Origin of the sequence: Franzmannia pantelleriensis (assembly GCF_900102875.1) — a bacterium.
Lineage (GTDB): Bacteria > Pseudomonadota > Gammaproteobacteria > Pseudomonadales > Halomonadaceae > Franzmannia > Franzmannia pantelleriensis.
This window is the reverse complement of record NZ_FNGH01000004.1, coordinates 153,033-172,892: the sequence shown is the minus strand read 5'-3', so window position 1 is coordinate 172,892 and position 19,860 is coordinate 153,033. Positions and strand designations below refer to the sequence as shown.

At 65.9% G+C, this 19,860-nt stretch carries 15 protein-coding genes; 8 read left to right on the top strand and 7 right to left on the bottom strand.

All coding sequences use genetic code 11. The features are described from left to right. Positions 1–45 precede the first annotated feature (45 nt). Positions 46–3,144, bottom strand: a complete 3,099-nt coding sequence (locus BLT16_RS06515; RefSeq protein ID WP_089657729.1) for a DNA translocase FtsK — start codon at positions 3,142–3,144, stop codon at positions 46–48. Between the two features lie 181 nt (positions 3,145–3,325). On the opposite strand from BLT16_RS06515, the gene aat reads away from it, so the two are divergent. The 3 genes from aat (at position 3,326) to infA (ending at position 5,058) form a co-directional block, all read left to right on the top strand. Then, the gene (gene aat, locus BLT16_RS06510; RefSeq protein ID WP_089657728.1) at positions 3,326–4,027 is read left to right on the top strand and encodes a leucyl/phenylalanyl-tRNA--protein transferase; all 702 of its coding nucleotides are present in this window, start codon (positions 3,326–3,328) and stop codon (positions 4,025–4,027) included. Further along, on the top strand, positions 4,017–4,754 hold the full coding sequence (locus BLT16_RS06505; protein WP_089657727.1) for an arginyltransferase: 738 nt from the start codon (positions 4,017–4,019) through the stop codon (positions 4,752–4,754). The genes aat and BLT16_RS06505 overlap by 11 nt, the downstream gene beginning before the upstream one ends. A gap of 85 nt (positions 4,755–4,839) precedes the next feature. Continuing rightward, entirely contained in the window at positions 4,840–5,058 is a 219-nt protein-coding gene (gene infA / locus BLT16_RS06500) for a translation initiation factor IF-1 (RefSeq protein ID WP_013332816.1), read from the top strand. Positions 5,059–5,234: 176 nt separating this feature from the next. Here infA and clpA read toward each other — a convergent pair whose 3' ends face one another. The 3 genes from clpA to BLT16_RS06485 all read right to left on the bottom strand — a co-directional run bounded on the left by clpA (position 5,235) and on the right by BLT16_RS06485 (position 10,477). Next, positions 5,235–7,511 carry an ATP-dependent Clp protease ATP-binding subunit ClpA gene (gene clpA / locus BLT16_RS06495; protein WP_089657726.1) on the bottom strand — a complete coding sequence of 759 codons (2,277 nt, stop codon included), beginning with the start codon at positions 7,509–7,511 and terminating at the stop codon, positions 5,235–5,237. A gap of 144 nt (positions 7,512–7,655) precedes the next feature. After that, positions 7,656–7,985, bottom strand: a complete 330-nt coding sequence (gene clpS / locus BLT16_RS06490) for an ATP-dependent Clp protease adapter ClpS (RefSeq protein ID WP_089657845.1) — start codon at positions 7,983–7,985, stop codon at positions 7,656–7,658. A gap of 257 nt (positions 7,986–8,242) precedes the next feature. Continuing rightward, positions 8,243–10,477 carry an NADP-dependent isocitrate dehydrogenase gene (locus BLT16_RS06485; RefSeq protein ID WP_089657725.1) on the bottom strand — a complete coding sequence of 745 codons (2,235 nt, stop codon included), beginning with the start codon at positions 10,475–10,477 and terminating at the stop codon, positions 8,243–8,245. Positions 10,478–10,718: 241 nt separating this feature from the next. On the opposite strand from BLT16_RS06485, the gene BLT16_RS06480 reads away from it, so the two are divergent. Beyond that, on the top strand, positions 10,719–11,315 hold the full coding sequence (locus tag BLT16_RS06480; protein WP_089657724.1) for a pseudouridine synthase: 597 nt from the start codon (positions 10,719–10,721) through the stop codon (positions 11,313–11,315). After that, on the top strand, positions 11,312–11,761 hold the full coding sequence (locus BLT16_RS06475) for an NUDIX domain-containing protein (protein WP_089657723.1): 450 nt from the start codon (positions 11,312–11,314) through the stop codon (positions 11,759–11,761). The genes BLT16_RS06480 and BLT16_RS06475 overlap by 4 nt, the downstream gene beginning before the upstream one ends. Here BLT16_RS06475 and BLT16_RS06470 read toward each other — a convergent pair. The 3 genes from BLT16_RS06470 to BLT16_RS06460 form a co-directional block, all read right to left on the bottom strand. Then, complete coding sequence (locus BLT16_RS06470; protein ID WP_089657722.1) at positions 11,758–14,760, bottom strand: efflux RND transporter permease subunit; 3,003 nt, start codon at positions 14,758–14,760, stop codon at positions 11,758–11,760. The two genes, BLT16_RS06475 and BLT16_RS06470, sit on opposite strands and share 4 nt — an antisense overlap. Then, the gene (locus tag BLT16_RS06465) at positions 14,757–15,794 is read right to left on the bottom strand and encodes an efflux RND transporter periplasmic adaptor subunit (protein WP_176817174.1); all 1,038 of its coding nucleotides are present in this window, start codon (positions 15,792–15,794) and stop codon (positions 14,757–14,759) included. Before BLT16_RS06465 ends, BLT16_RS06470 begins: the two co-directional genes overlap by 4 nt. 118 nt (positions 15,795–15,912) lie before the next feature. Continuing rightward, on the bottom strand, positions 15,913–16,518 hold the full coding sequence (locus tag BLT16_RS06460; protein ID WP_089657720.1) for a TetR/AcrR family transcriptional regulator: 606 nt from the start codon (positions 16,516–16,518) through the stop codon (positions 15,913–15,915). Between the two features lie 137 nt (positions 16,519–16,655). Here BLT16_RS06460 and mnmA point away from each other — a divergent pair, with 137 nt between their 5' ends. From mnmA to purB, 3 genes are read left to right on the top strand one after another with little or no spacing between them, the layout of a single operon-like run. After that, complete coding sequence (gene mnmA, locus BLT16_RS06455) at positions 16,656–17,768, top strand: tRNA 2-thiouridine(34) synthase MnmA (protein ID WP_089657719.1); 1,113 nt, start codon at positions 16,656–16,658, stop codon at positions 17,766–17,768. After that, complete coding sequence (gene hflD / locus BLT16_RS06450) at positions 17,765–18,409, top strand: high frequency lysogenization protein HflD (RefSeq protein ID WP_089657718.1); 645 nt, start codon at positions 17,765–17,767, stop codon at positions 18,407–18,409. The genes mnmA and hflD overlap by 4 nt, the downstream gene beginning before the upstream one ends. A 44-nt stretch (positions 18,410–18,453) precedes the next feature. Beyond that, positions 18,454–19,818 (top strand): adenylosuccinate lyase, encoded by a 1,365-nt coding sequence (gene purB / locus BLT16_RS06445; protein WP_089657717.1) that lies wholly within the window; start codon positions 18,454–18,456, stop codon positions 19,816–19,818. Positions 19,819–19,860: the final 42 nt, after the last annotated feature.

Below are 19,860 nucleotides of genomic sequence, written 5' to 3'. Positions count from 1 at the left end.
GCGTTGCACGACGGCCAGCGCTTCCATGATTGCTGCATGCTTTCCTCAGTCACCGGCGGGCGGGCCGGCCAGCACCTCGCGGCTGCCGTTACTGCCCATCGACGACACCACCCCGGCCGACTCCATCGCCTCGACCAGCCGCGCAGCGCGGTTGTAGCCGATCTTGAAGCGCCGCTGCACTGCCGAGATCGAGGCCCGGCGCGACTCGGTGACGAACATCACCGCCTCGTCGTAGAGAGCGTCCTGCTCGGCATCGTCACCGTCGCCGCCGCCCTCGGCCTCGAGCCCGGTCAAGGCATCGGCGGACACACCACCGGAGAGGATCTCCTCGATGTATTCGGGCTCGCCGCGGCGTTTCCAGTCCTCGACGATACGGTGTACCTCATCATCGTCGACGAAGGCCCCGTGCACCCGGGTCGGCAGGCCTGAGCCGGCCGGCAGGTAAAGCATGTCACCATGCCCCAGCAGGTTCTCGGCACCGCCCTGGTCGAGGATGGTGCGCGAATCGACCCGGGAGGACACCTGGAACGCCATGCGGGTGGGTATGTTGGCCTTGATCAGGCCAGTGACCACGTCCACCGAGGGGCGCTGGGTGGCCAGAATCAAGTGGATGCCGGCGGCCCGCGCCTTCTGCGCCAGCCGCGCGATAAGCTCTTCGACCTTTTTGCCGACGATCATGAACATGTCGGCGAACTCGTCGATCACTACCACGATGTAGGGCAGCTTCTCGAGCACCGGCGGCGTCTCGTGCATCTGCCACGGCTGCGGCTCCCACAGCGGGTCGGCGACCTGGGCACCGGCGCGCTCGGCCTCGTCTAGCTTGGCGTTGAAGCCGGCGATATTGCGCACCCCCATGGCCGCCATCAGCTTGTAGCGGCGCTCCATTTCGGCCACACACCAGCGCAGCGCGTTGGCGGCCTCCTTCATGTCAGTGACCACCGGCGCCAACAAGTGCGGAATGCCGTCGTAGACCGACAGCTCGAGCATCTTGGGATCGACCATGATCATGCGCACCTCGTCGGGGGTGCCCTTGAGCAGCATCGAGATCAACATCGCGTTGACCCCCACCGACTTGCCCGAGCCGGTGGTGCCGGCTACCAGCAGGTGCGGCATCTTGCCGAGGTTGGCCACCACCGGTGCACCGCCGATGTCCTGACCCAGTGCCAGGGTCAGCGCCGAGGCCTCATGCTGGTAGCGGTCGGAGTCGATCACCTCGCGCAGGCGGATCATGGCGCGCTTGGGGTTGGGGATCTCGATGCCCACGGTCGGCTTGCCGGGGATGATCTCCACCACTCGCACGCTCTTGACCATCAGCGAGCGCGCCAGGTCCTTGGCCAGATTGCTGATCTTGGAGACCTTGACCCCGGCGGCGGGCTTGATCTCGAAGCGCGTGATTACCGGCCCCGGCCAGGTTTCCACCACCTCGGCCTTGACCCCGTACTCACGCAGCCGCGTCTCGAGCAGCTCGGCCATGCTCGCCAGCTGCTCCTGGGTGTAGTTGGGCTGATGCGGCTCCGGCGGCGTCAGCAGCCGCAGGCTGGGCAGCTCGCCGTCGGGCTCGGTGACCTCGCTGAACTGCGGGCGCTGGTTCTGCAAGTGCTCCACGGTCCACAGCGCCGGCCCACTGGGTTCGTCAGCCGCCGCACGGCCCTGTTCGGCACTGGCCACCCGCGGCGCCTCGACCGGGGGGCGCTCTGGCTCGGGAGCCGGCTGGGGCTCGACGCCCGGCGACGTTTCATCGGCATCTGCCACATCATCCACAGCGTCGCTGACGCGCGGCGCTTCGCCAGGCTGGTCAAGATCGGACCATGACAGACGCGGCTCGTCGGCGTCGTCGTCCCAATCGGCGTCGCGCCAACTGACCAGGCTGGGCTCGCGCTTGTCGCTACGTGCAGGCGAGTGCGGTGACGAGCCCGATGAAGCCCAACCCTGCGCCGGCCTATCGTCGTCAGCGTCCTGCTCGTCATCAGCACTGGGCGGCGGCTCGGGAGGCGCCGGCTCGGACACGGCGGGGCTGGGCGCATCATCGCGCTGAGCGCTCAGCGACATGCCCGCCCAGGAGGGCTCATCGGTGTCCGGGCGCAGCGGCGTCTCGCTGGCCGCAGCGCTAGCGGCAGAGGCCGTGCCGGTCCAGGCAGCCTGATGGGGAGCCGCCGCCACCTGAGTGCTGTAAGCCGCCTCAGGGCGCTTGGCCGAGGGGGTATGCGCCGGCACTTCCCAGGGAATATCGGTCTTGCCGTCGTCGCCAAAGCCCGGCTCACGGCGCGTCTCGTCGCGTGAGGGCGCCGCATCTGATGTCACCTCGGGCATGCTGTCACCACCTCGCCCGGGCAGCAGGCGCTGCCACCAGCGGCGCACCGGCGCGTCGTCGGTTTCATCGACGTCAACATCGGACTTGGCCTCTTCATCGCTGCGCTTGGCATCACGGGCCTGCTCGCGGCGCACCAGCCAGTGATCCTTGGCGCCGCCCAGCTGGCTCCAGACCCAGCCGATGAGTCGAAACAGCTGGCGGCCCAGCTCGTCCATCACCGTCAGCCAGGAGAGGCCGGTAAACAGCGGAAAGCCGCAGAGGATCGCGACCATCGCCAGTAACGTCGTGCCGTGTGCGCCGACCAGCGGATAGAGTCCAGCGACCAACCCCTCGCCGAGAATCCCCCCCGAGGCGTAGGGCAGGCCGCTGTAGGGGCTGTAAAAATGCAGCGCCCCCAGCGTCGTGGTGCCCAGCAGCAGCAGCACCAGGCCAGCAGCCTTGACCGCCAACGCGGTGGTGTCCCACTCGAAGCGTACCTGGCGCGAGCGAACCAGCCACCAGGCGGCGAAGCCCAGCATGCCCGGCCACCACAGCGCGCTGGCGCCGAACAGCGAATACAACACGTCGGACAGCCAGGCGCCGACCGGCCCCATCCAGTTGCCAACCGCGGTTTCCGGGCCGCTGTGCGACCACCCCGGATCGCCGGACTGGTAGCTGAACAAGGCCAGCAGCAGAAACACGCAGCCGGCCAGCAATATGATCACCACGCCTTCACGGCTGGCACCCTGTAATTTCAAACCGACGCGGCGCGCCCTGTCCTTGGCCTGACTGGCCCTCCCGCTGGCCTGGGTCGCCGTAGTCCGGCGACCGCTGGCTCTCTTCTTGACACTCAAGCGGCCTTCCCCCTTGTACGCCTGTCACGGCGTCGTCCATGGTCACGCAATGGCGCCATCATACCGAGCCAATACGCTGCATCACAGTAGGGAATCGGCGACAGCGCCACCGCGGGGATGACCCCCGCCCCAGCCATGGTCAATAATGGTTGTCCGCTTCCAACACAGACCCTGTTCACCGATGCTGCCCTGGCTGCCCCCGACGCCGATTCAGTTTCCACCGACCGACACCGCGCTCGACGATCCCGACGGCCTGCTGGCCGCCGGCGGCGCCCTGACGCCGGCGTGGCTGCTGGCAGCCTACCGCCGCGGTATCTTCCCCTGGTACAGCGACGACCAGCCGATCCTATGGTGGAGCCCCGATCCTCGCATGGTGCTGTTTCCCAGCGAGCTCAAGGTGCGTCGCAGCCTGGCCAAGCGGCTACGCAACGGCGGCTTCTCGACCAGCGTCGACCGCGCCTTTACCGAGGTCATCGCCGCTTGCGCCGAGAGCCGCGCCGCACACGAAGGCACCTGGATCACCGACGAGATGCGCCACGCCTATCTGGCACTGCACCGCCTCGGCCACGCCCATTCGGTAGAGGTATGGCAGGGCGATGCGCTGGTCGGTGGCCTCTACGGCGTCGCCATCGGCCGGATGTTCTTCGGCGAGTCGATGTTCTCGCGGGAACGCGATGCCTCGAAGGTGGCACTGGTCACCCTGGCCAGGCGCCTCGAGGCGAGCGGTGGCGGATTGATCGACTGCCAGATGCATACCGCTCACCTGGCCAGCCTGGGCGCTCGGGACATCGCTCGGCCGGCGTTCCTCGACTATCTTGAGCAGTATGCACAGGCCGACCCAACGGCCTTTCACCCGCTAGGAGAGGGCGACAGTGAGCAGTAATACGCCTCGGCAGCCAACGCGGGATCTGCGTTTCTTTCTGACGGTCCCGCATGCCTGCAGCTATCTCGAGAAACGCGAAGCCACCACGCTGTTTCTCGACCCCCAAGAGTCACCCGGCCAGGGCGTCTATGATGCGCTGGCTCTGCTGGGTTTTCGGCGTAGCGGACGGCACCTCTATCGACCCCACTGCGATGCCTGCAACGCCTGTGTCTCGGTGCGTATCCCGGTTGCCGACTTCACCCCCAGCCGTAGCCAGCGCAAGCTGATGCGGCGCAATGCCGACCTGACCCTGCACGAGCGTCCGGCGCGCTTCGATGCCGAGCACTATGGCCTATATTCGCGCTACATTCGCGAACGCCACGCCGACGGCGACATGTACCCGCCCAGCCATGAGCAGTACCGTACCTTTCTGACCCTCGATCACCCCTATGCGCGGCTGCTCGAGTTTCGCCTCGAGGGGCGACTGGTGGCAGTCGCCGCCATCGATCTACTGGGGCACGGGCTGTCGGCAATCTATACCTTCTTCGACCCCGCCCCGGCCTTCGAGCGACGCTCGCTAGGCAGCTATGCGGTGCTGACCCTGGTGGAGCTGGCCCGTCGCCGAGATCTCCCCCACGTGTATCTCGGCTACTGGATTCGCGAATGCCGCAAAATGAACTATAAGCGCAGTTTTCAGCCGCTGGAGTACCTGCACGGCCGCCACTGGCGGCGCGAAATTCCATTATGAGCGGCTTTTTTGCCTTGTCGGGCGGCTTGCGGCACAATATCGCGCTATCTTGTTGACCAACACCAAGCACGAGGAACCGCCTCATATGGCACGTGAAGACCATATCGAAATGGAAGGTGTCGTCGTCGATACCCTTCCAAACACCATGTTCCGCGTCGAGCTGGAAAACGGCCACGTGGTCACCGCGCACATCTCCGGCAAGATGCGCAAGAACTACATCCGCATCCTGACCGGCGACAAAGTCAAGGTCGAGCTGACGCCCTACGACCTTTCCAAGGGCCGCATCGTCTACCGCTCACGCTGAGTGCGCCCCGCGCCTGCCCGCCACCGGCTCTGCGCCACCTCTTGGAACCGCGTGCGCCCGTTAGCGCACGGCTGAGCTAGCGACTTCCCAAAAGCGCGACGCCCCGTCATGTGACAGGGCGCCGGTGTTGTGTGGAAACGCGCTGCGTGCGACCGGCATTGCCGGTCGCCGATCGTTCAGGCCAGCTCGGCCTCGGTTTCCAGCCGCAGTTCGTTGCTGTCCTCCTCCAGGGTGACATGCACCACGCCACCGTGCTCGGCCAGTTCGCCGAACAGGATCAGCTCGGCCAGCGGTTTCTTGAGCTTCTCCTGTATCAGGCGTGCCATCGGCCGCGCCCCCATCTCCGGATCGTAGCCCTGCTCGGCAAGCCAGGTACGCGCCGCTTCGTCGACGTCGAGCTGTACCCGCTTCTCGTCGAGCTGGGCCTGTAGTTCGACCAGGAACTTGTCGACCACGTTGCGCACCACCTCTGGAGCCAGACCGTGGAACTGGATGATGCCGTCGAGACGATTGCGGAACTCGGGGGTGAAGGTCTTGCGAATCACCTCCATGCCATCGGTGGAGTGATCCTGGGTCTGGAAACCGATCGAGCGCCGTGCGATCTGTTCGGCGCCAGCGTTGGAGGTCATGATCAGGATCACGTGACGGAAATCCGCCTCGCGGCCGTTGTTATCGGTCAGGCGACCGTGGTCCATCACCTGCAGCAGCAGATTGAAAACCTCGGGGTGCGCCTTCTCGATCTCGTCGAGCAGCAGCACGCAGTGCGGCTGCTTGGTGATCGCCTCGGTCAGCAGGCCGCCCTGGTCGTAGCCAACATAGCCAGGAGGCGCGCCGATCAGCCGCGATACGGTGTGGCGCTCCATGTACTCGGACATGTCGAAGCGTACCAGCTCGATGCCCATCAGCGAGGCCAACTGCTTGGCCACCTCGGTCTTGCCGACCCCGGTGGGGCCTGAGAACAGGAAGCTGCCCACCGGCTTGTCAGGCGACTTCAGGCCTGCCCGCGACAGCTTGATCGCCGCCGACAGGCTAGTGATCGCCTCGTCCTGGCCGAATACCAGCATCTTGAGGTCGCGTTCGAGGTTCGAGAGCAGCTTGCGGTCGGAGCTGGAGACGCTCTTCGGCGGAATCCGCGCGATCGACGCCACCACCGCCTCGACCTGATCAACGTCGATGGTATCGACCCGCACTTCGGGCGGCAGCAGGCGCTGATGGGCGCCGGCCTCGTCGATCACGTCGATGGCCTTGTCAGGCAGGTGCCGGTCGTTGATGTAGCGATCCGCCAGGCGCGCCGCACTCTCCAGAGCCCCATCGGTGTACTTGAGCTTGTGATGCTCCTCGAAACGCCCGCGCAGCCCCTTGAGGATGCGAATGGTGTCCTCCACCGAAGGCGCCATCACATCGACCTTCTGGAAACGCCGCGCCAAGGCGCGATCCTTCTCGAATATCCCGCGGAACTCTTGGAAGGTCGTCGAGCCAATGCAGCGCAGCTCGCCCGACGAGAGCAGTGGCTTGAGCAGGTTGGAGGCGTCCATCACCCCGCCCGATGCCGCGCCGGCACCGATCACGGTATGGATCTCGTCAATGAACAACACCGCGTTGGGCTGTTTCTTGAGCTCGGCCAGCAGGCTCTTGAGACGTTTCTCGAAGTCGCCACGGTACTTGGTGCCGGCCAGCAAGGCGCCCATATCCAGCGAATAGACCACCGCATCGGCGATCACGTCGGGCACTTCCTCCTCGACGACCCGCTTGGCCAGGCCTTCGGCAATGGCGGTCTTGCCCACGCCGGCCTCGCCGACCAACAGCGGGTTGTTCTTGCGACGCCGGGCGAGGATCTGCACCACCCGCTCGAGCTCATGGTCACGACCGATCAACGGATCGATCTTGCCCAACCGGGCCTGCTCGTTGAGGTTAGTGGCATAGCCGGTAAGCGGGTGCGCGGCACCTTCGCTACCGCCCTCCTCGGCCTCTTCGGCATCCGATGACGGCGCCGACGAGGGGCTCTGGGTATGCCCCGACACCTTGGAGATGCCGTGGGCGATGTAGTTGACGGCATCCACGCGCGCCACATTCTGCTGCTTCAGGAAGTAGACTGCCTGACTCTCCTGCTCGGAGAAGATCGCCACCAATACGTTGGCACCGGTGACTTCGCTCTTGCCGGAGGATTGCACGTGGAAGACCGCACGCTGCAGGACGCGCTGGAACCCCAGCGTCGGCTGCGTCTCGCGGTCGACCTGATCCTCGGGAATCAGCGGCGTGGTGGAGTTGATGAAATCCTGCAGGTCGGAGCGCAGCTTTTCGAGGTTGGCCCCGCAGGCTCGTAGCACATCTGCCGCAGAGGCATTGTCCAGCAGAGCCAGCAGCAGGTGCTCCACGGTCATGAATTCGTGGCGCTTGGACCGGGCCACGGTAAAGGCCGTGTTCAGGGTCAGTTCAAGTTCTTTGCTCAGCATGGCAGTCCCCTTCTCGCCGCCTCGGGCTTACATCGGCAAATATTTCGGCCGTATTCTCACCATCGGGCACATTCACGGGTTTCGCAAGCTCGATGTTCCAACGCTTGCCGGTCGCAGCATGCGAACGACCGGTCGCGTAGTCACTCAATCCGCCGCATCGATATCACACAGCAGCGGATGCTGGCACTCGCGGGCGTATTCGTTGACCTGGTGACTCTTGGTTTCGGCAATGTCGCGAGTAAACACACCGCAGGTTGCCTTGCCCTGTGTATGTACCGCCAGCATGATCTGCACGGCTTTCTCGCTCTCGAAGTGAAAGAAGGTCTGCAGCACCTCGACCACAAACTCCATCGGCGTGAAGTCGTCGTTGTGCAGCACTACCTTATACATCGGCGGCCTGGCCAGTTCCGGATCGGCCGGCTTGACCGCCAGGTCACCGTCCTCCTGCGGATCCGATTCTGGCGGCCGCGTCATGCCCAGCGTGGCTGCGCGGTGGGCGGCGCCGATCCCTCTGAGCTCATCGTGTTCGTACATAAACATTCGTGTCCATCGATAACGTCTGCTCATCGTTGGCGCCACACTCTTTCGACGCCATTCACGGCAGCGGGTTCATTACTCAGTGATAAATGCGTCCCCGGGACGCGACTTGCAAGGCCCAGGCCAGCGGCACACGCAAAAAGGCCCCCGGCCGCCAGGCGGACGAGGGCCCTGTGCCTCAGCGGACGCTGGCGTCAGTCGTTGGCGACCACGTTCAGCGCAGCGTTGAGGGTCTGGCTGGGACGCATCGCCTCGCGGGTCAGATCGTGGTCCGGGTGATAGTAGCCACGGATATCGACCGGCTTGCCCTGCACGCCATTGAGTTCATTGAGGATAGCTGCTTCATTACTCTTCAGCGACTCGGCCAGGCGCGTGAACAGCGTCTTGAGCTCGGCATCGTCGTCCTGGGCGGCCAGCGCCTCAGCCCAGTACATCGCCAGGTAGAAGTGGCTACCGCGGTTGTCGATTTCACCGACCTTGCGCGACGGCGACTTGTTGCTGTCGAGGAACTTGCCGTTGGCGCTGTCCAGCGCCTTGGCCAGCAGCGTGGCGCGCACGTTGCCAAAGGCGTTGCCCAGATGCTCCAGCGACGCCGCCAAGGCCAGAAACTCGCCCAGCGAATCCCAGCGCAAATGGTTCTCCTCGAGGAATTGCTGGACGTGCTTGGGCGCCGAACCGCCAGCGCCGGTCTCGAACAGGCCACCGCCATTCATCAGCGGCACGATGGAGAGCATCTTGGCGCTGGTACCCAGTTCCATGATCGGGAACAGGTCGGTGAGGTAGTCGCGCAGCACGTTGCCGGTGACCGAAATGGTGTCCTGGCCATTGCGGATACGCGCTAGCGAGACCTGCATGGCCTCCACCGGCGGCAGGATGCGGATATCCAGGCCACTGGTGTCGTGGTCCTTGAGATAGGTCTCGACCTTGCTGATCAGCTGGGCATCGTGGGCGCGCTTGGCGTCAAGCCAGAAGATCGCCGGCGCGCCGCTGTCGCGGGCGCGGGTCACCGCCAGCTTGACCCAGTCCTGGATCGGCGCATCCTTGGTCTGGCACATGCGCCAGATATCACCGTGCTCGACGGCGTGCTCGAACAACACCGCGCCGCTCTCGTCGCTGACCCGCACGGTGCCGTCGGCGGGAATCTCGAAGGTCTTGTCGTGGGAGCCGTACTCCTCGGCTTTCTGCGCCATCAGACCGACGTTAGGCACGCTGCCCATGGTGGTCGGATCGAAGGCACCGTTGACCTTGCAGTCGTCGATCACGGTCTGATAGATGCTGGCATAGCAGCGATCCGGAATCACCGCCTTGGCATCGTGCAGCTGGTCGTCGGCGCCCCACATCTTCCCGGAGTCGCGGATCATCGCCGGCATCGAGGCGTCGACGATCACGTCACTGGGAACGTGCAGGTTGGTGATGCCCTTGTGGGAGTTGACCATCGCCAGGCGCGGACGCTCGGCGTAGAGCGCCTCGACATCGGCCTTGATCGCCTGCTGCTTGGCCTCGGGCAGGGTCTTGATGGTGGCGTAGAGGTCGCCGATACCGTTATTGGCGCTGAAACCGGCCTCGTGAAGGTCGTCGGCGTGCTTGGCCAGCACGTCGCGGTAGAAGGCATCCACTGCCACGCCGAAGATGATCGGGTCGGAGACCTTCATCATGGTGGCCTTGAGGTGCAGCGAGAACAGCACATCCTGCTGCTTGGCGTCTTCGATCTGCTCGGCGATGAAGGCGCTCAGCGCGCGGCGGCTCATCACTGAACCGTCGACCACTTCACCCGCGAGTACCGGGGTCTTTTCCTTGAGCACGCGGGCAGTGCCGTCGGCAGCCACCAGCTCGATCTTGACGTTGCCGGCGGCCTCGATCAGCGCTGACTTCTCGCTGGCGTAGAAATCGCCGTCGCTCATGCTCGCCACGTGGGATTTGGAATCGGCACTCCACTCACCCATGCGGTGCGGATACTTGCGCGCAAAGCCCTTGACCGACTGCGGCGCACGGCGGTCGGAATTGCCCTCGCGCAGCACCGGGTTGACCGCACTGCCCTTGACCTTGTCGTAGCGCGCCTTGACGTCGTGCTCGACCTGCGAGGCCGGCTCGTCGGGATAATTGGGCAACTTGTAGCCCTGCTGCTGCAGCTCGCGGATCGCTGCCTTGAGCTGCGGCGTCGAGGCGCTGATGTTGGGCAGCTTGATGATGTTGGCTTCCGGCGTCTTGGCCAGCTCACCAAGCTCAGCAAGGTGGTCGCCGATCTGCTGCGCGTCACTCAAGTAATCAGGAAACTGGGAAAGGATACGCCCGGCCAAGGAAATGTCGCGGGTTTCCACTTCGATGCCGGCGGGATCGGTGAACGCATCGATGATCGGCAGCAGCGAGTGGGTGGCAAGGGCGGGCGCTTCGTCGGTAAGCGTGTAGATAATCTTCGGCGTTTTTGACATGTTAGCGGTAGTCTCTCTGGTCTCTCTGGTCACAGCGATTGCAATAAAAAGCGAGCGGGTCGGAACACCAGGCAGGGACAGGACTCGGCGGGTCCGGTTGTGACGACGGCGCTCCCAGCGATCGGCTGGCAGTATACCAGTGCAGGGCCCGTTTCGCATGAGCGATATTCGTCTACCCCGGCGCCCAGACGCCCGCCCAGCGCTTGCCGGTCACCGTTTCCATCGCCAATCACGGAGTCACATGAGCACCCTCTATCTATTGCATAAGCCTTTCCAGGTGCTCTCGCAGTTTACCGATCGCGAGGGCCGCGCGACCCTGGCAGACTACCTTGGCGTTTCCGGGGTGTACGCCGCCGGGCGCCTCGACTACGACTCCGAAGGCCTGCTGCTGCTGTCCGATGATGGCGCGCTGATCCATCGCATCAGCCATCCGCGCCACAAGCAGCCCAAGACCTACCGCGTCCAGGTCGAGGGCGAGCCGGACGACGCCGCGCTGCAGGCCCTGCGCCACGGCATCCGGCTCAAGGATGGGCCGACACGACCGGCCAAGGTGCGACGCCTCGAGGCCAGCGGTCTGGCCGCGCGTCAGCCACCACTGGACCCCAGGCGGCATCCGCTGACGACCTGGCTGGAACTGACCATCAGCGAGGGTCGCAACCGCCAGGTGCGACGCATGACCGCCCATGTCGGCCACCCGACCCTGAGACTGGTACGCGTGGCCATCGGCCCTTGGCGACTCGACGGTCTGCCCCCCGGTGAATGGCGCCAAGAGCCCCTGCACGCACCGAACCGCCCCGCGGGCCGGGCACGCCCCGCATCACGGAGTCAATCGCGATGAAACGTTGGTCCCCCCGTGTCACGGTCGCCACCGTGGTCGAGCGCGCCGGGCGCTATCTGCTGGTCGAAGAGGATCGCGGCGGCCCTTTCACCCTCTTCAACCAGCCCGCCGGCCACCTCGAGCCCGACGAACGGCTGCTCGAGGCGGCCGAGCGTGAAGTCCGTGAAGAGACCGCCTGGCGGGTCGGCATCACCGACTACCTGGGACTCTACGTCTACCACGCACCGGACGGCGCCACCTTCCACAGCCACGGCTATGTGGGCATGGCCCTGGCCCACCTGGGTAACGAACTAGACCGCGACGTATTGGCCATTCACTGGCTGACCTTCGACGAGATCGAAGACCTGGAACGCGCCGGCCGGCTGAGAAGCCCGCTGGTGATGCGCCGCATCCGCGATGCGCGCAGCGGGCGGGTGTTTCCCATGGAGGTCATCCAGGAGCGCTAAGGTCGCATCAGCAACCGGTAAAGCGCCGGGATCACCAGCAGGGTCAGCAGCGTCGAGGCCACCAGCCCGGAGATGATCGCCCAGGCCATCGGCGGCCACAGCGTCGATTGCGTCAGGGTCAGCGGCACCAGGCCGGCCACGGTAGTCGCGGTGGTGAGCAGCACCGGCCGCGTGCGCCGGGCCACCGCCGAGACCACGGCCTCGCTCACCGACTCGCCCTGGCGTCGATTGGCATTCATCAGGTCGATCAGCACGATGGCGTTGTTGACCACGATGCCGACCAATGCCACTACACCGAGAATGGCGGTGAAGCCGAACGGCTGGCCGGCCAGCCACAGCCCCGGCACCACGCCGATGATCGCCAGCGGCAGCGTGGTCAGCACGATGAACAGCTGGCGGAAGGAGTTAAACTGGGCGAGCAGGAAGACCACCAGCAGCAGGCCACCAAACGGCAGCGTCTGGAACAGCGCAGTATTGGCATCGCCGGCAGATTCCGCCGCCCCGCCGATGCTGTAGCTGACCTCGGGCGGCAGTTCCAGCGCCTCCAGGCGCGGCAGGATCTCGCCCAACACGCCATCGTAGGTCCAGCCATCCGCCACCTCGGCGAGCACCGCGGTCATGCGCTGCAGGCCACGATGCTGAATCACCGCCGGCCGCCAGGCGGGCGTCAGGTTGGCAATCTCCCCCAGCGGTAGCGAACGCCCGTCGGACGCGGTCAGACGTAGCCCTTCGAGCCCCTCGACGGAGAAACGCTCGCCCTCCGGCGCACGCACCAGCAGCGGGGCCAGGTCGCGTCCGGCACGCCAGGCGCTGACCTCGATGCCGCGACTGGCACCGGCCAGGGCTAGGGCCACGTCGTGTCGCGAGAGGCCGTACTCGGCGGCGCGGGCATCGTCGGTTTCGACCCGCAGGGTGGCCAACCCCTCGCCCAGGCGATGCCGCGCATCCCGGGCGCCCTCGGCCGCCCGCACCACGCTGAGAATCGCACCGGCGGCGTCGGCCAGGGCGGTGCGATCCTCAGCGAATACGCGAATCTCCACCGGCGCTTCCAGCGGCGGCCCCTGCCCCAGCCGGCGCGCTACTACCTCGGCCTCGGGCAGCCACTCCGCTGCCACGGTTCTCACCCAACGGATCAGCGCGGGCAGATCGTCGGCACTATCGGCCTCCACTACCAGCCGCGCCAGGTGCGACTGGCGCGGCTGCTCGACCAGGTTGTAGTAGAAGCGCGGACCGCTGAAGCCGGCGAAACGGTGCACCGCCTGCACCGCCGGACGCGCAACCAGCTCGGCGGCCAGCACCTCGGCCTGATAGGCGGTGTAGTCGAGGTGGGTGCCCTCGGGAAAATTGAGGTCGACGACGAGTTGGTTGCGGTCGGTGTCGGGGAAAAAGTCCTGGTCGAGCAGCGGCAGCATGGCGATGGCCGCCACCAGCAGAACGCCCGCCCCTGCCAGCACCGCCAGCGGCCAGCGTACGGCGACCCGACCGACACGCTGGCCAATGGCCTGCAGCCGCTCGCGGCGTGCCGCCAACCGGGGCTTGAGGATACCGGCGGCGAATACCGGGGTGACGAACACCGCATAGACGTAGCTCACCGCCAGGGTCAGCATCACCATGATGGGTATGGCACGGGTGAAGTCGGCGGTGTTGCCGCCGGAAAGCAGCAGCGGCACGAAAGCGGCCAGCGTGGTGCCGGTCGCCGCCAGCAAGGGCGTGGCCAGCTCCCGCACCGAGCGGGTCACGGCCTGCATGGCCGAGCCCCCCTGATCGCGGTGGTACTGGATGTTCTCGACCATCACGATGGCGTTGTCCACCAGCATGCCCAGCGCAATCACCATGCCGGCCACGGCGATCTGGTGCAGCACACCGCCGCCCATGGCGTACAAGGCCAGGGCGGAAAAGGTCACCAGCGGCACGATCACCATCACCGCGAGCCCCAGCCGCAGCCCCATGACCAGGAACAGCAGCACGCCGAGAATGGCAACCCCCAGCAGCAGCGAGACGCCCAGCTCCGCCAGGCGGCGCTCCACCCAGTGCGGCTGATAGAAAGTCTCCTCGATGGCCAGCGGGGCGTAGGCGGGACGCAGCTCATCCACCAGCGCACGCAGCTGTTTGCCGAAGCGCACGGCGTTGCCCCGGTCGTTGGCGAGCACCACCCCCAGCGCCACCGCCGGGCGTCCGTCATGCCACATGCGCGCGGTGGCGGGCTCCTGGGGGGCCAGGCTGACGTCGGTGAGTTCGCCGAGCGGCACCAAGTCGCCCTGCCGGGTACGAATCGGGGTGGCGCCGAGCTCCTCCAGCGAGCCGAACTCGGTGAGCGGGTCGAGCACCAGGGAGCGCCCTGCCATCTCCAGCGTGCCTCCGGGCGAGGTCAGGTTGCGCGCGGCGAGCTGGTCGCCGAGGGCCCGGGCGTCGAGTCCGGTCATCTCGGCCAGCGTATCGTCCCAGCCCACCACCACCTGCTGGCCCGGGTCGGCGAGCAGGTCGATACGGGACACCGCCTTGAGCCGGAACAGGTCACGGCGCAGGCGCTTGGCCGCCTCGCGCAGCTCGAGCAGATCGTCCGAGCCGGTCACTGCCAGCACGATGCCGTGGGTATCGGCGTCACGGTCGCTGATCTCCGCCTCGCCCACGCCGTCGGGGAACTGCCGCATGGCCCGATTTACGGCGATACGTACCTGCTCCCAGGCGGCATCGGTGTCGTAGACGTGCTCGTGCATCTCGATGGTGACATGGGCCACGCCGAGACGCGCGGTACCGATGATGTCGTTGACCTCCTCGACCTGGGCCAACTCCTCTTCGAGGGGGTTGAGCACCAGCCGCTCGACCTGTTCCGGCTCCGCGCCGGGATAGGGCACCAGCACCTGGCCGAAGCGATAGGGAAAGAAGGGGTCCTCCTGACGGTCCATCGCCACCCAGGCCGCCAGGCCCAGTAGCGCCAGCAGCAGCGTGACGGTCAGGATCAGGCGTTTGTAGCGCAGCGAGGCGAGCATCCAGCTCATGGCAACACCCTCACCCGCATGCCCTCTTCCAGGCGCCCCTGCCCTGCCGTTACCACCCGGTCACCCGTCGCCAATCCCTCGCCGTTGACCGATACCCAACCGCCGGCCAGACGCCCCGGCATCACGTGTACACGCCGAATCGTGTCGTCGTCGTTCAACGCCAGTACGTAGGGCGCGCTGCCGGCGGGGTCGACCACCGCCGCCAGCGGCACCCGCGTAACCGCACGGGCGGCGATCTCGAGCTGAACCCGCACCGGCTCGCCCAGCGCCGGAGCACTGTGGACGGGAATCGCAGCGATGACCGGCGCCATGCTCTCTCCCGCCCGCCCGACATGGACGATTTCCGCGACGATCCGCTGGGCACCGAACGTCGGCATGACGCTCACCGCCTGCCCGGGCTCGAGACGCGAGGCGAGGCTCGCCGGCACCCGGACCTCCACCTCACGCTCGGCCACTCCGGCCAGCTGCATGATCGGCTGGCCGGCCGCAACGAAATCGCCGGGCTCGGCGTCCAGGTCGGTTACCACGGCGGCGAACGGTGCGCGCAGCGTCAGCTCATCGAGCTGCGCCTGAGCCTCGTCGCGCTGTGCCAGCGCCTGCTCGCGGGCCTGAGCGACCGCCTCACGTTCCGCGCTAAGTCGATCCAGTTCACTCGCGGCGCTGAGATTGCGTTCACGCAGGGTACGGGCACGCTCCACGTCGCGCCCTAGACGGCTCAGGCTGGCATCCAGTTCACGCACCCGCGCCTCGGCGACGGCGAGCGCCGGCGCCATGGCCGGGTTGTGCAGCGTGGCCAGCGGCTCCCCCTGCTCGACCCGCTGCCCCAGCACTACCTGGCGCTCGCGCAGTACGCCGCCGTGCAGAAAGGCCGTGGCCGCACGCTCGCTGGCTCGCACCACGCCAGGAAAGCGATATCGCACCTCGTCCGGCACGAACTGCACTGCTTCACTGCGCACACTGGGCAGCGGCGCTTCGACACCTTCTCTCTGCGCCGGTGCCGCATCGCAGCCCGCCAGTAGAGCCGCCGTCAGCATCAGCAAAGCCGCATGGCTTGCACGTCCCCCCCTCGCCATCGCTTTTCCCTCCCTCGAACGGTATTGACTGGCCACCTATAAACTGGCCGACCGGTCAGTTATTTACGTAAAAAAATGCTCATTCTCTTGGCGTTACGCCTTCCATGAAGATCTTCAGGAAATCCTCCAGAAACGCTTCATCGGAGCCCATGCCCGGCCAGTTCTCATGATGGCACTTGGCTTCGAACCACTGGGTGCAGGTCATCACGAAGACGGCGATGACATGTGAGGGGTTGATGTCGTCGCGCAGCAGGCCGCGCAGCTGGGTCTGCCGTACCCACTCGGCCCCTGCCCCGACGAGCTGGCTGTCGAGCTCGCTGCAGTGGTTGTCCCCTTCCAGATGGGTCCAGGCGAACAGGCGCACCACGCCGGGATTGTCGCGCAGAAAATGGAAGTAGGCTTCCACCGAGCGGCGCAGTAGCGCGGCATCCGGCTCCTTGGCTTCTTCTAGCATCGCCATCTGGGCCGTGAAGTAACGCTCGAAGGCGCGATTCTTGACCGCCTGCCACAGCTGCTCCTTGCTGCCAAAGTGGTGATGGATCAAGCTCTTGGTGACGCCAGCAGCACGCGCCAGCTCGCTTAGCTTGACGGCGGAAAAGCCCTGTTCGACGAACAACGCTTCGGCTGCGTCGAGGATGCGGGCACGGGTAAGTTCGGGGTCGCGGGTCTGGGGTTTCTGATTCATGCGGCGAACATAGCGCTAACTGGCCGGCCGGTCAATTACTCCCAGCGTATTCGACCCGCGCCTCACAGGATGAAGCTGCGCACCGACATGGGGTATAATTTTCGGCCACTTGCGATCCACTCAATCCGAGAGCGCCCATGACCGCCACCTCAGGCAAGGTCATCGTCGGCATGTCCGGCGGTGTCGACTCCTCCGTTTCCGCGCAGTTGCTGCTCGACCAGGGCTACCAGGTCGAGGGCTTGTTCATGAAGAACTGGGACGAGGACGACGGCACCGAATACTGCACCGCCAAGGAGGACTTGGCGGATGCCCAGGCGGTGTGCGACAAGCTGGGCATCACGCTACATACCGCCAATTTCGCCGCCGAATACTGGGATAACGTGTTCGAGCACTTCCTGGCCGAATACCAGGCCGGGCGGACGCCGAACCCGGACATCCTGTGTAACCGCGAGATCAAGTTCAAGGTGTTCCTCGAGTACGCCGAGATGCTCGGCGCCGACAAGATCGCCACCGGCCACTACGTGCGCGGCGGGGAGCGCGACGGTCGTCCACGCCTGCTCAAAGGCATCGACACCAACAAGGACCAGAGCTACTTTCTGCACGCGGTACCCGAGGCGGCCATCGCGCGCACCCTGTTCCCGGTCGGCGAACTCGAGAAACCCGAGGTGCGCGCACTGGCCGAGCGCCACGGCCTGGCCACCGCCAAGAAGAAGGATTCCACCGGGATCTGCTTTATCGGCGAGCGCCGCTTCAGCGACTTCCTCAAGCAGTACCTGCCAGCTCAACCGGGCACCATCGAGACCCCTGAAGGCGAGGTGATCGGCGAACACATGGGCCTGATGTACTACACCCTCGGTCAGCGCCAGGGGCTCGGTATCGGCGGGCTGGCCCATCATCCCGACGCGCCCTGGTACGTGGCTGCCAAGGACCTGGAGCGCAACGTGCTGGTCGCCGTGCAGGGCAAGCACCACCCGTTGCTTTACACCGACAGCCTGGCCACCGAGGCGATGGACTGGGTGGCCGGCGAGCCGCCCGTCACCGAGGGGCGCTTCACCGCCAAGACCCGCTACCGCCAGGAAGACGTGCCTTGCCATATGCAGACTCGGCCCGATGGCGGTGTCGAGGTGCGCTTCGACGCGCCGCAGCGCGCGGTCACGCCAGGCCAGTCGCTGGTGCTCTACGCTGGCGACATCTGCCTCGGCGGCGGCGTGATCCGCACCACCTGGAACGCCACGGAGGCCGCCGCATGAATACCACCCCGATCCACAGCGCCCCGGACAGTCCGGCAGCCCGCCAGGCCCTGGCGCTGGCCGGCGTGTTTCAGGCCGCCGCGGTGGTCGACGAAATGGCCCGCACCGGCCAGGCCGACGAACGCGCCTGGAGCACCTTGATTCGCGCCACCGTGGACACCGATCCCGACAGCTTCGAAGCGATCTACGGCGGCCATCCCAACTACCTGCGCCAGGGCCTCGACGTGCTCGAAGCGGTGGTGGGCCGCAAGCAGGCCAACCCGGTAGTGCTCCGCTACGGTTTCTCGCTGCTGATGCTGATGAACAAGCTGCGCAGCAACAGCAACATGATGAGCGAGCTGGGCAACAAGCTGACGCGCATTCAGGGCCAGGCCGAGCACTTCGGCGACACCCACGAGAACGTGGTCGCCAGTCTCGGCGAGCTCTATCAAGAGACCCTCTCCACCTTCAAATATCGCATCGTGGTGCAGGGCGAGCCCAGCCTGCTCCAGCAGCGCATGATGCCCGAGCGCGTGCGCGCCGCGCTGCTGGCAGGAGTGCGCTTTGCCCTGCTCTGGCATCAGCAGGGCGGCCGGCGCTGGAAGCTGATCTTCCAGCGCGGCGCCATGAAGCGTGCCATCGACCAGATCAACCGCCAGTGACGCGTGACCAGACGGCCCGTCCCAACCACCAGGAAGACCCGACCATGCAGCTCTCCTCCCTGACCGCCCTCTCCCCCGTCGACGGCCGCTACGGCAGCAAGGCCGCGGCGCTGCGCGAGCACTTCAGTGAATTCGGTCTGATCCGTGCCCGGGTTATCGTCGAGGTGCGCTGGCTAGAGGCGCTGGCCGCACTGCCAGGCATCGCCGAGGTGCCGCCGCTGTCTCCCGCCGCCAAGGCCTTCCTCGACGCCCTGGTAGCGGATTTCTGCGAAGCCGATGCCGCCCGTATCAAGGAGATAGAGCGCACCACCAACCACGACGTCAAGGCGGTGGAGTACTTCCTCAAGGAGCGCATCGCCGAGCAGCCCGAACTGCACGCCATCAGCGAGTTCGTGCACTTCGCCTGCACCAGCGAGGACATCAACAACCTGTCACACGGCGTCATGCTGACCGACGGGCTGAACAGCCTGCTGCCAATCATGCACGGGGTCGCCGACGCCATCGCCGCGCTGGCCCATGAGCACGCCGCCCAGCCGATGCTGTCACGTACCCACGGCCAGACCGCCAGCCCTACCACGTTGGGCAAGGAGATGGCCAACGTCGCCTATCGGCTGCGCCGCCAGCTCAAGCAGATCGAAAGCGTCGAGATCCTCGGCAAGATCAACGGCGCGGTGGGCAACTACAACGCCCACCTCACCACCTACCCCGAGGTCGACTGGGAAGCCAACGCCGAGCGTTTCATCAAGGGCCTGGGGCTTACCTTCAACCCCTACACCACTCAGATCGAACCCCACGACTACATCGCCGAGCTGTTCGACGCCATCTGTCGCTTCAACACCATCTTGATCGACTTTGATCGCGACGTGTGGGGCTACATCTCGCTGGGCTACTTCAAGCAGCGTACCGTCGAGGGCGAGATCGGCTCCTCGACCATGCCGCACAAGGTCAACCCCATCGACTTCGAGAACTCCGAGGGCAACCTGGGACTGGCCAACGCCATCCTCGGCCACCTCGCCCAGAAGCTGCCGATCTCGCGCTGGCAGCGCGACCTCACCGACTCCACGGTGCTGCGCAACCTCGGCGTCGGCCTGGCCTACGGCCTGATCGCCTACCAGGCCTCGCTCAAGGGCATCTCCAAGCTCGAGGCCAATCCCGCGCGCCTGGCCGAAGACCTCGACGCCAGCTGGGAGGTGCTCGCCGAGCCGATCCAGACGGTAATGCGCCGCTACGGCATCGAGCAGCCCTACGAGAAGCTCAAGGAACTGACCCGCGGCAAGCGCATCGACCAGGCCGGCTTCGCCGCCTTTATCGATACCCTCGAGCTGCCCGCCGAGGTCAAGACCGAGCTCAAGGCGCTCAGCCCGGCGACCTATACTGGCAATGCCAGTGAGCAAGCGAGCAGGCTGTAAGCGCCCAGCCCCCAGATAGTCTAGTAAGCATAAGCGGCGCCG

Bases quoted from the DNA above. Each gene is read 5' to 3' on its own strand.
- aat (WP_089657728.1), top strand. From the start codon at position 3,326: ATGCTGCCCTGGCTGCCCCCGACGCCGATTCAGTTTCCACCGACCGAC.
- infA (WP_013332816.1), top strand. From the start codon at position 4,840: ATGGCACGTGAAGACCATATCGAAATGGAAGGTGTCGTCGTCGATACC.
- clpA (WP_089657726.1), bottom strand. From the start codon at position 7,511: ATGCTGAGCAAAGAACTTGAACTGACCCTGAACACGGCCTTTACCGTG.
- clpS (WP_089657845.1), bottom strand. From the start codon at position 7,985: ATGACGCGGCCGCCAGAATCGGATCCGCAGGAGGACGGTGACCTGGCG.
- BLT16_RS06485 (WP_089657725.1), bottom strand. From the start codon at position 10,477: ATGTCAAAAACGCCGAAGATTATCTACACGCTTACCGACGAAGCGCCC.
- BLT16_RS06480 (WP_089657724.1), top strand. From the start codon at position 10,719: ATGAGCACCCTCTATCTATTGCATAAGCCTTTCCAGGTGCTCTCGCAG.
- BLT16_RS06475 (WP_089657723.1), top strand. From the start codon at position 11,312: ATGAAACGTTGGTCCCCCCGTGTCACGGTCGCCACCGTGGTCGAGCGC.
- BLT16_RS06470 (WP_089657722.1), bottom strand. From the start codon at position 14,760: ATGAGCTGGATGCTCGCCTCGCTGCGCTACAAACGCCTGATCCTGACC.
- BLT16_RS06465 (WP_176817174.1), bottom strand. From the start codon at position 15,794: ATGCTGACGGCGGCTCTACTGGCGGGCTGCGATGCGGCACCGGCGCAG.
- BLT16_RS06460 (WP_089657720.1), bottom strand. From the start codon at position 16,518: ATGAATCAGAAACCCCAGACCCGCGACCCCGAACTTACCCGTGCCCGC.
- mnmA (WP_089657719.1), top strand. From the start codon at position 16,656: ATGACCGCCACCTCAGGCAAGGTCATCGTCGGCATGTCCGGCGGTGTC.
- hflD (WP_089657718.1), top strand. From the start codon at position 17,765: ATGAATACCACCCCGATCCACAGCGCCCCGGACAGTCCGGCAGCCCGC.
- purB (WP_089657717.1), top strand. From the start codon at position 18,454: ATGCAGCTCTCCTCCCTGACCGCCCTCTCCCCCGTCGACGGCCGCTAC.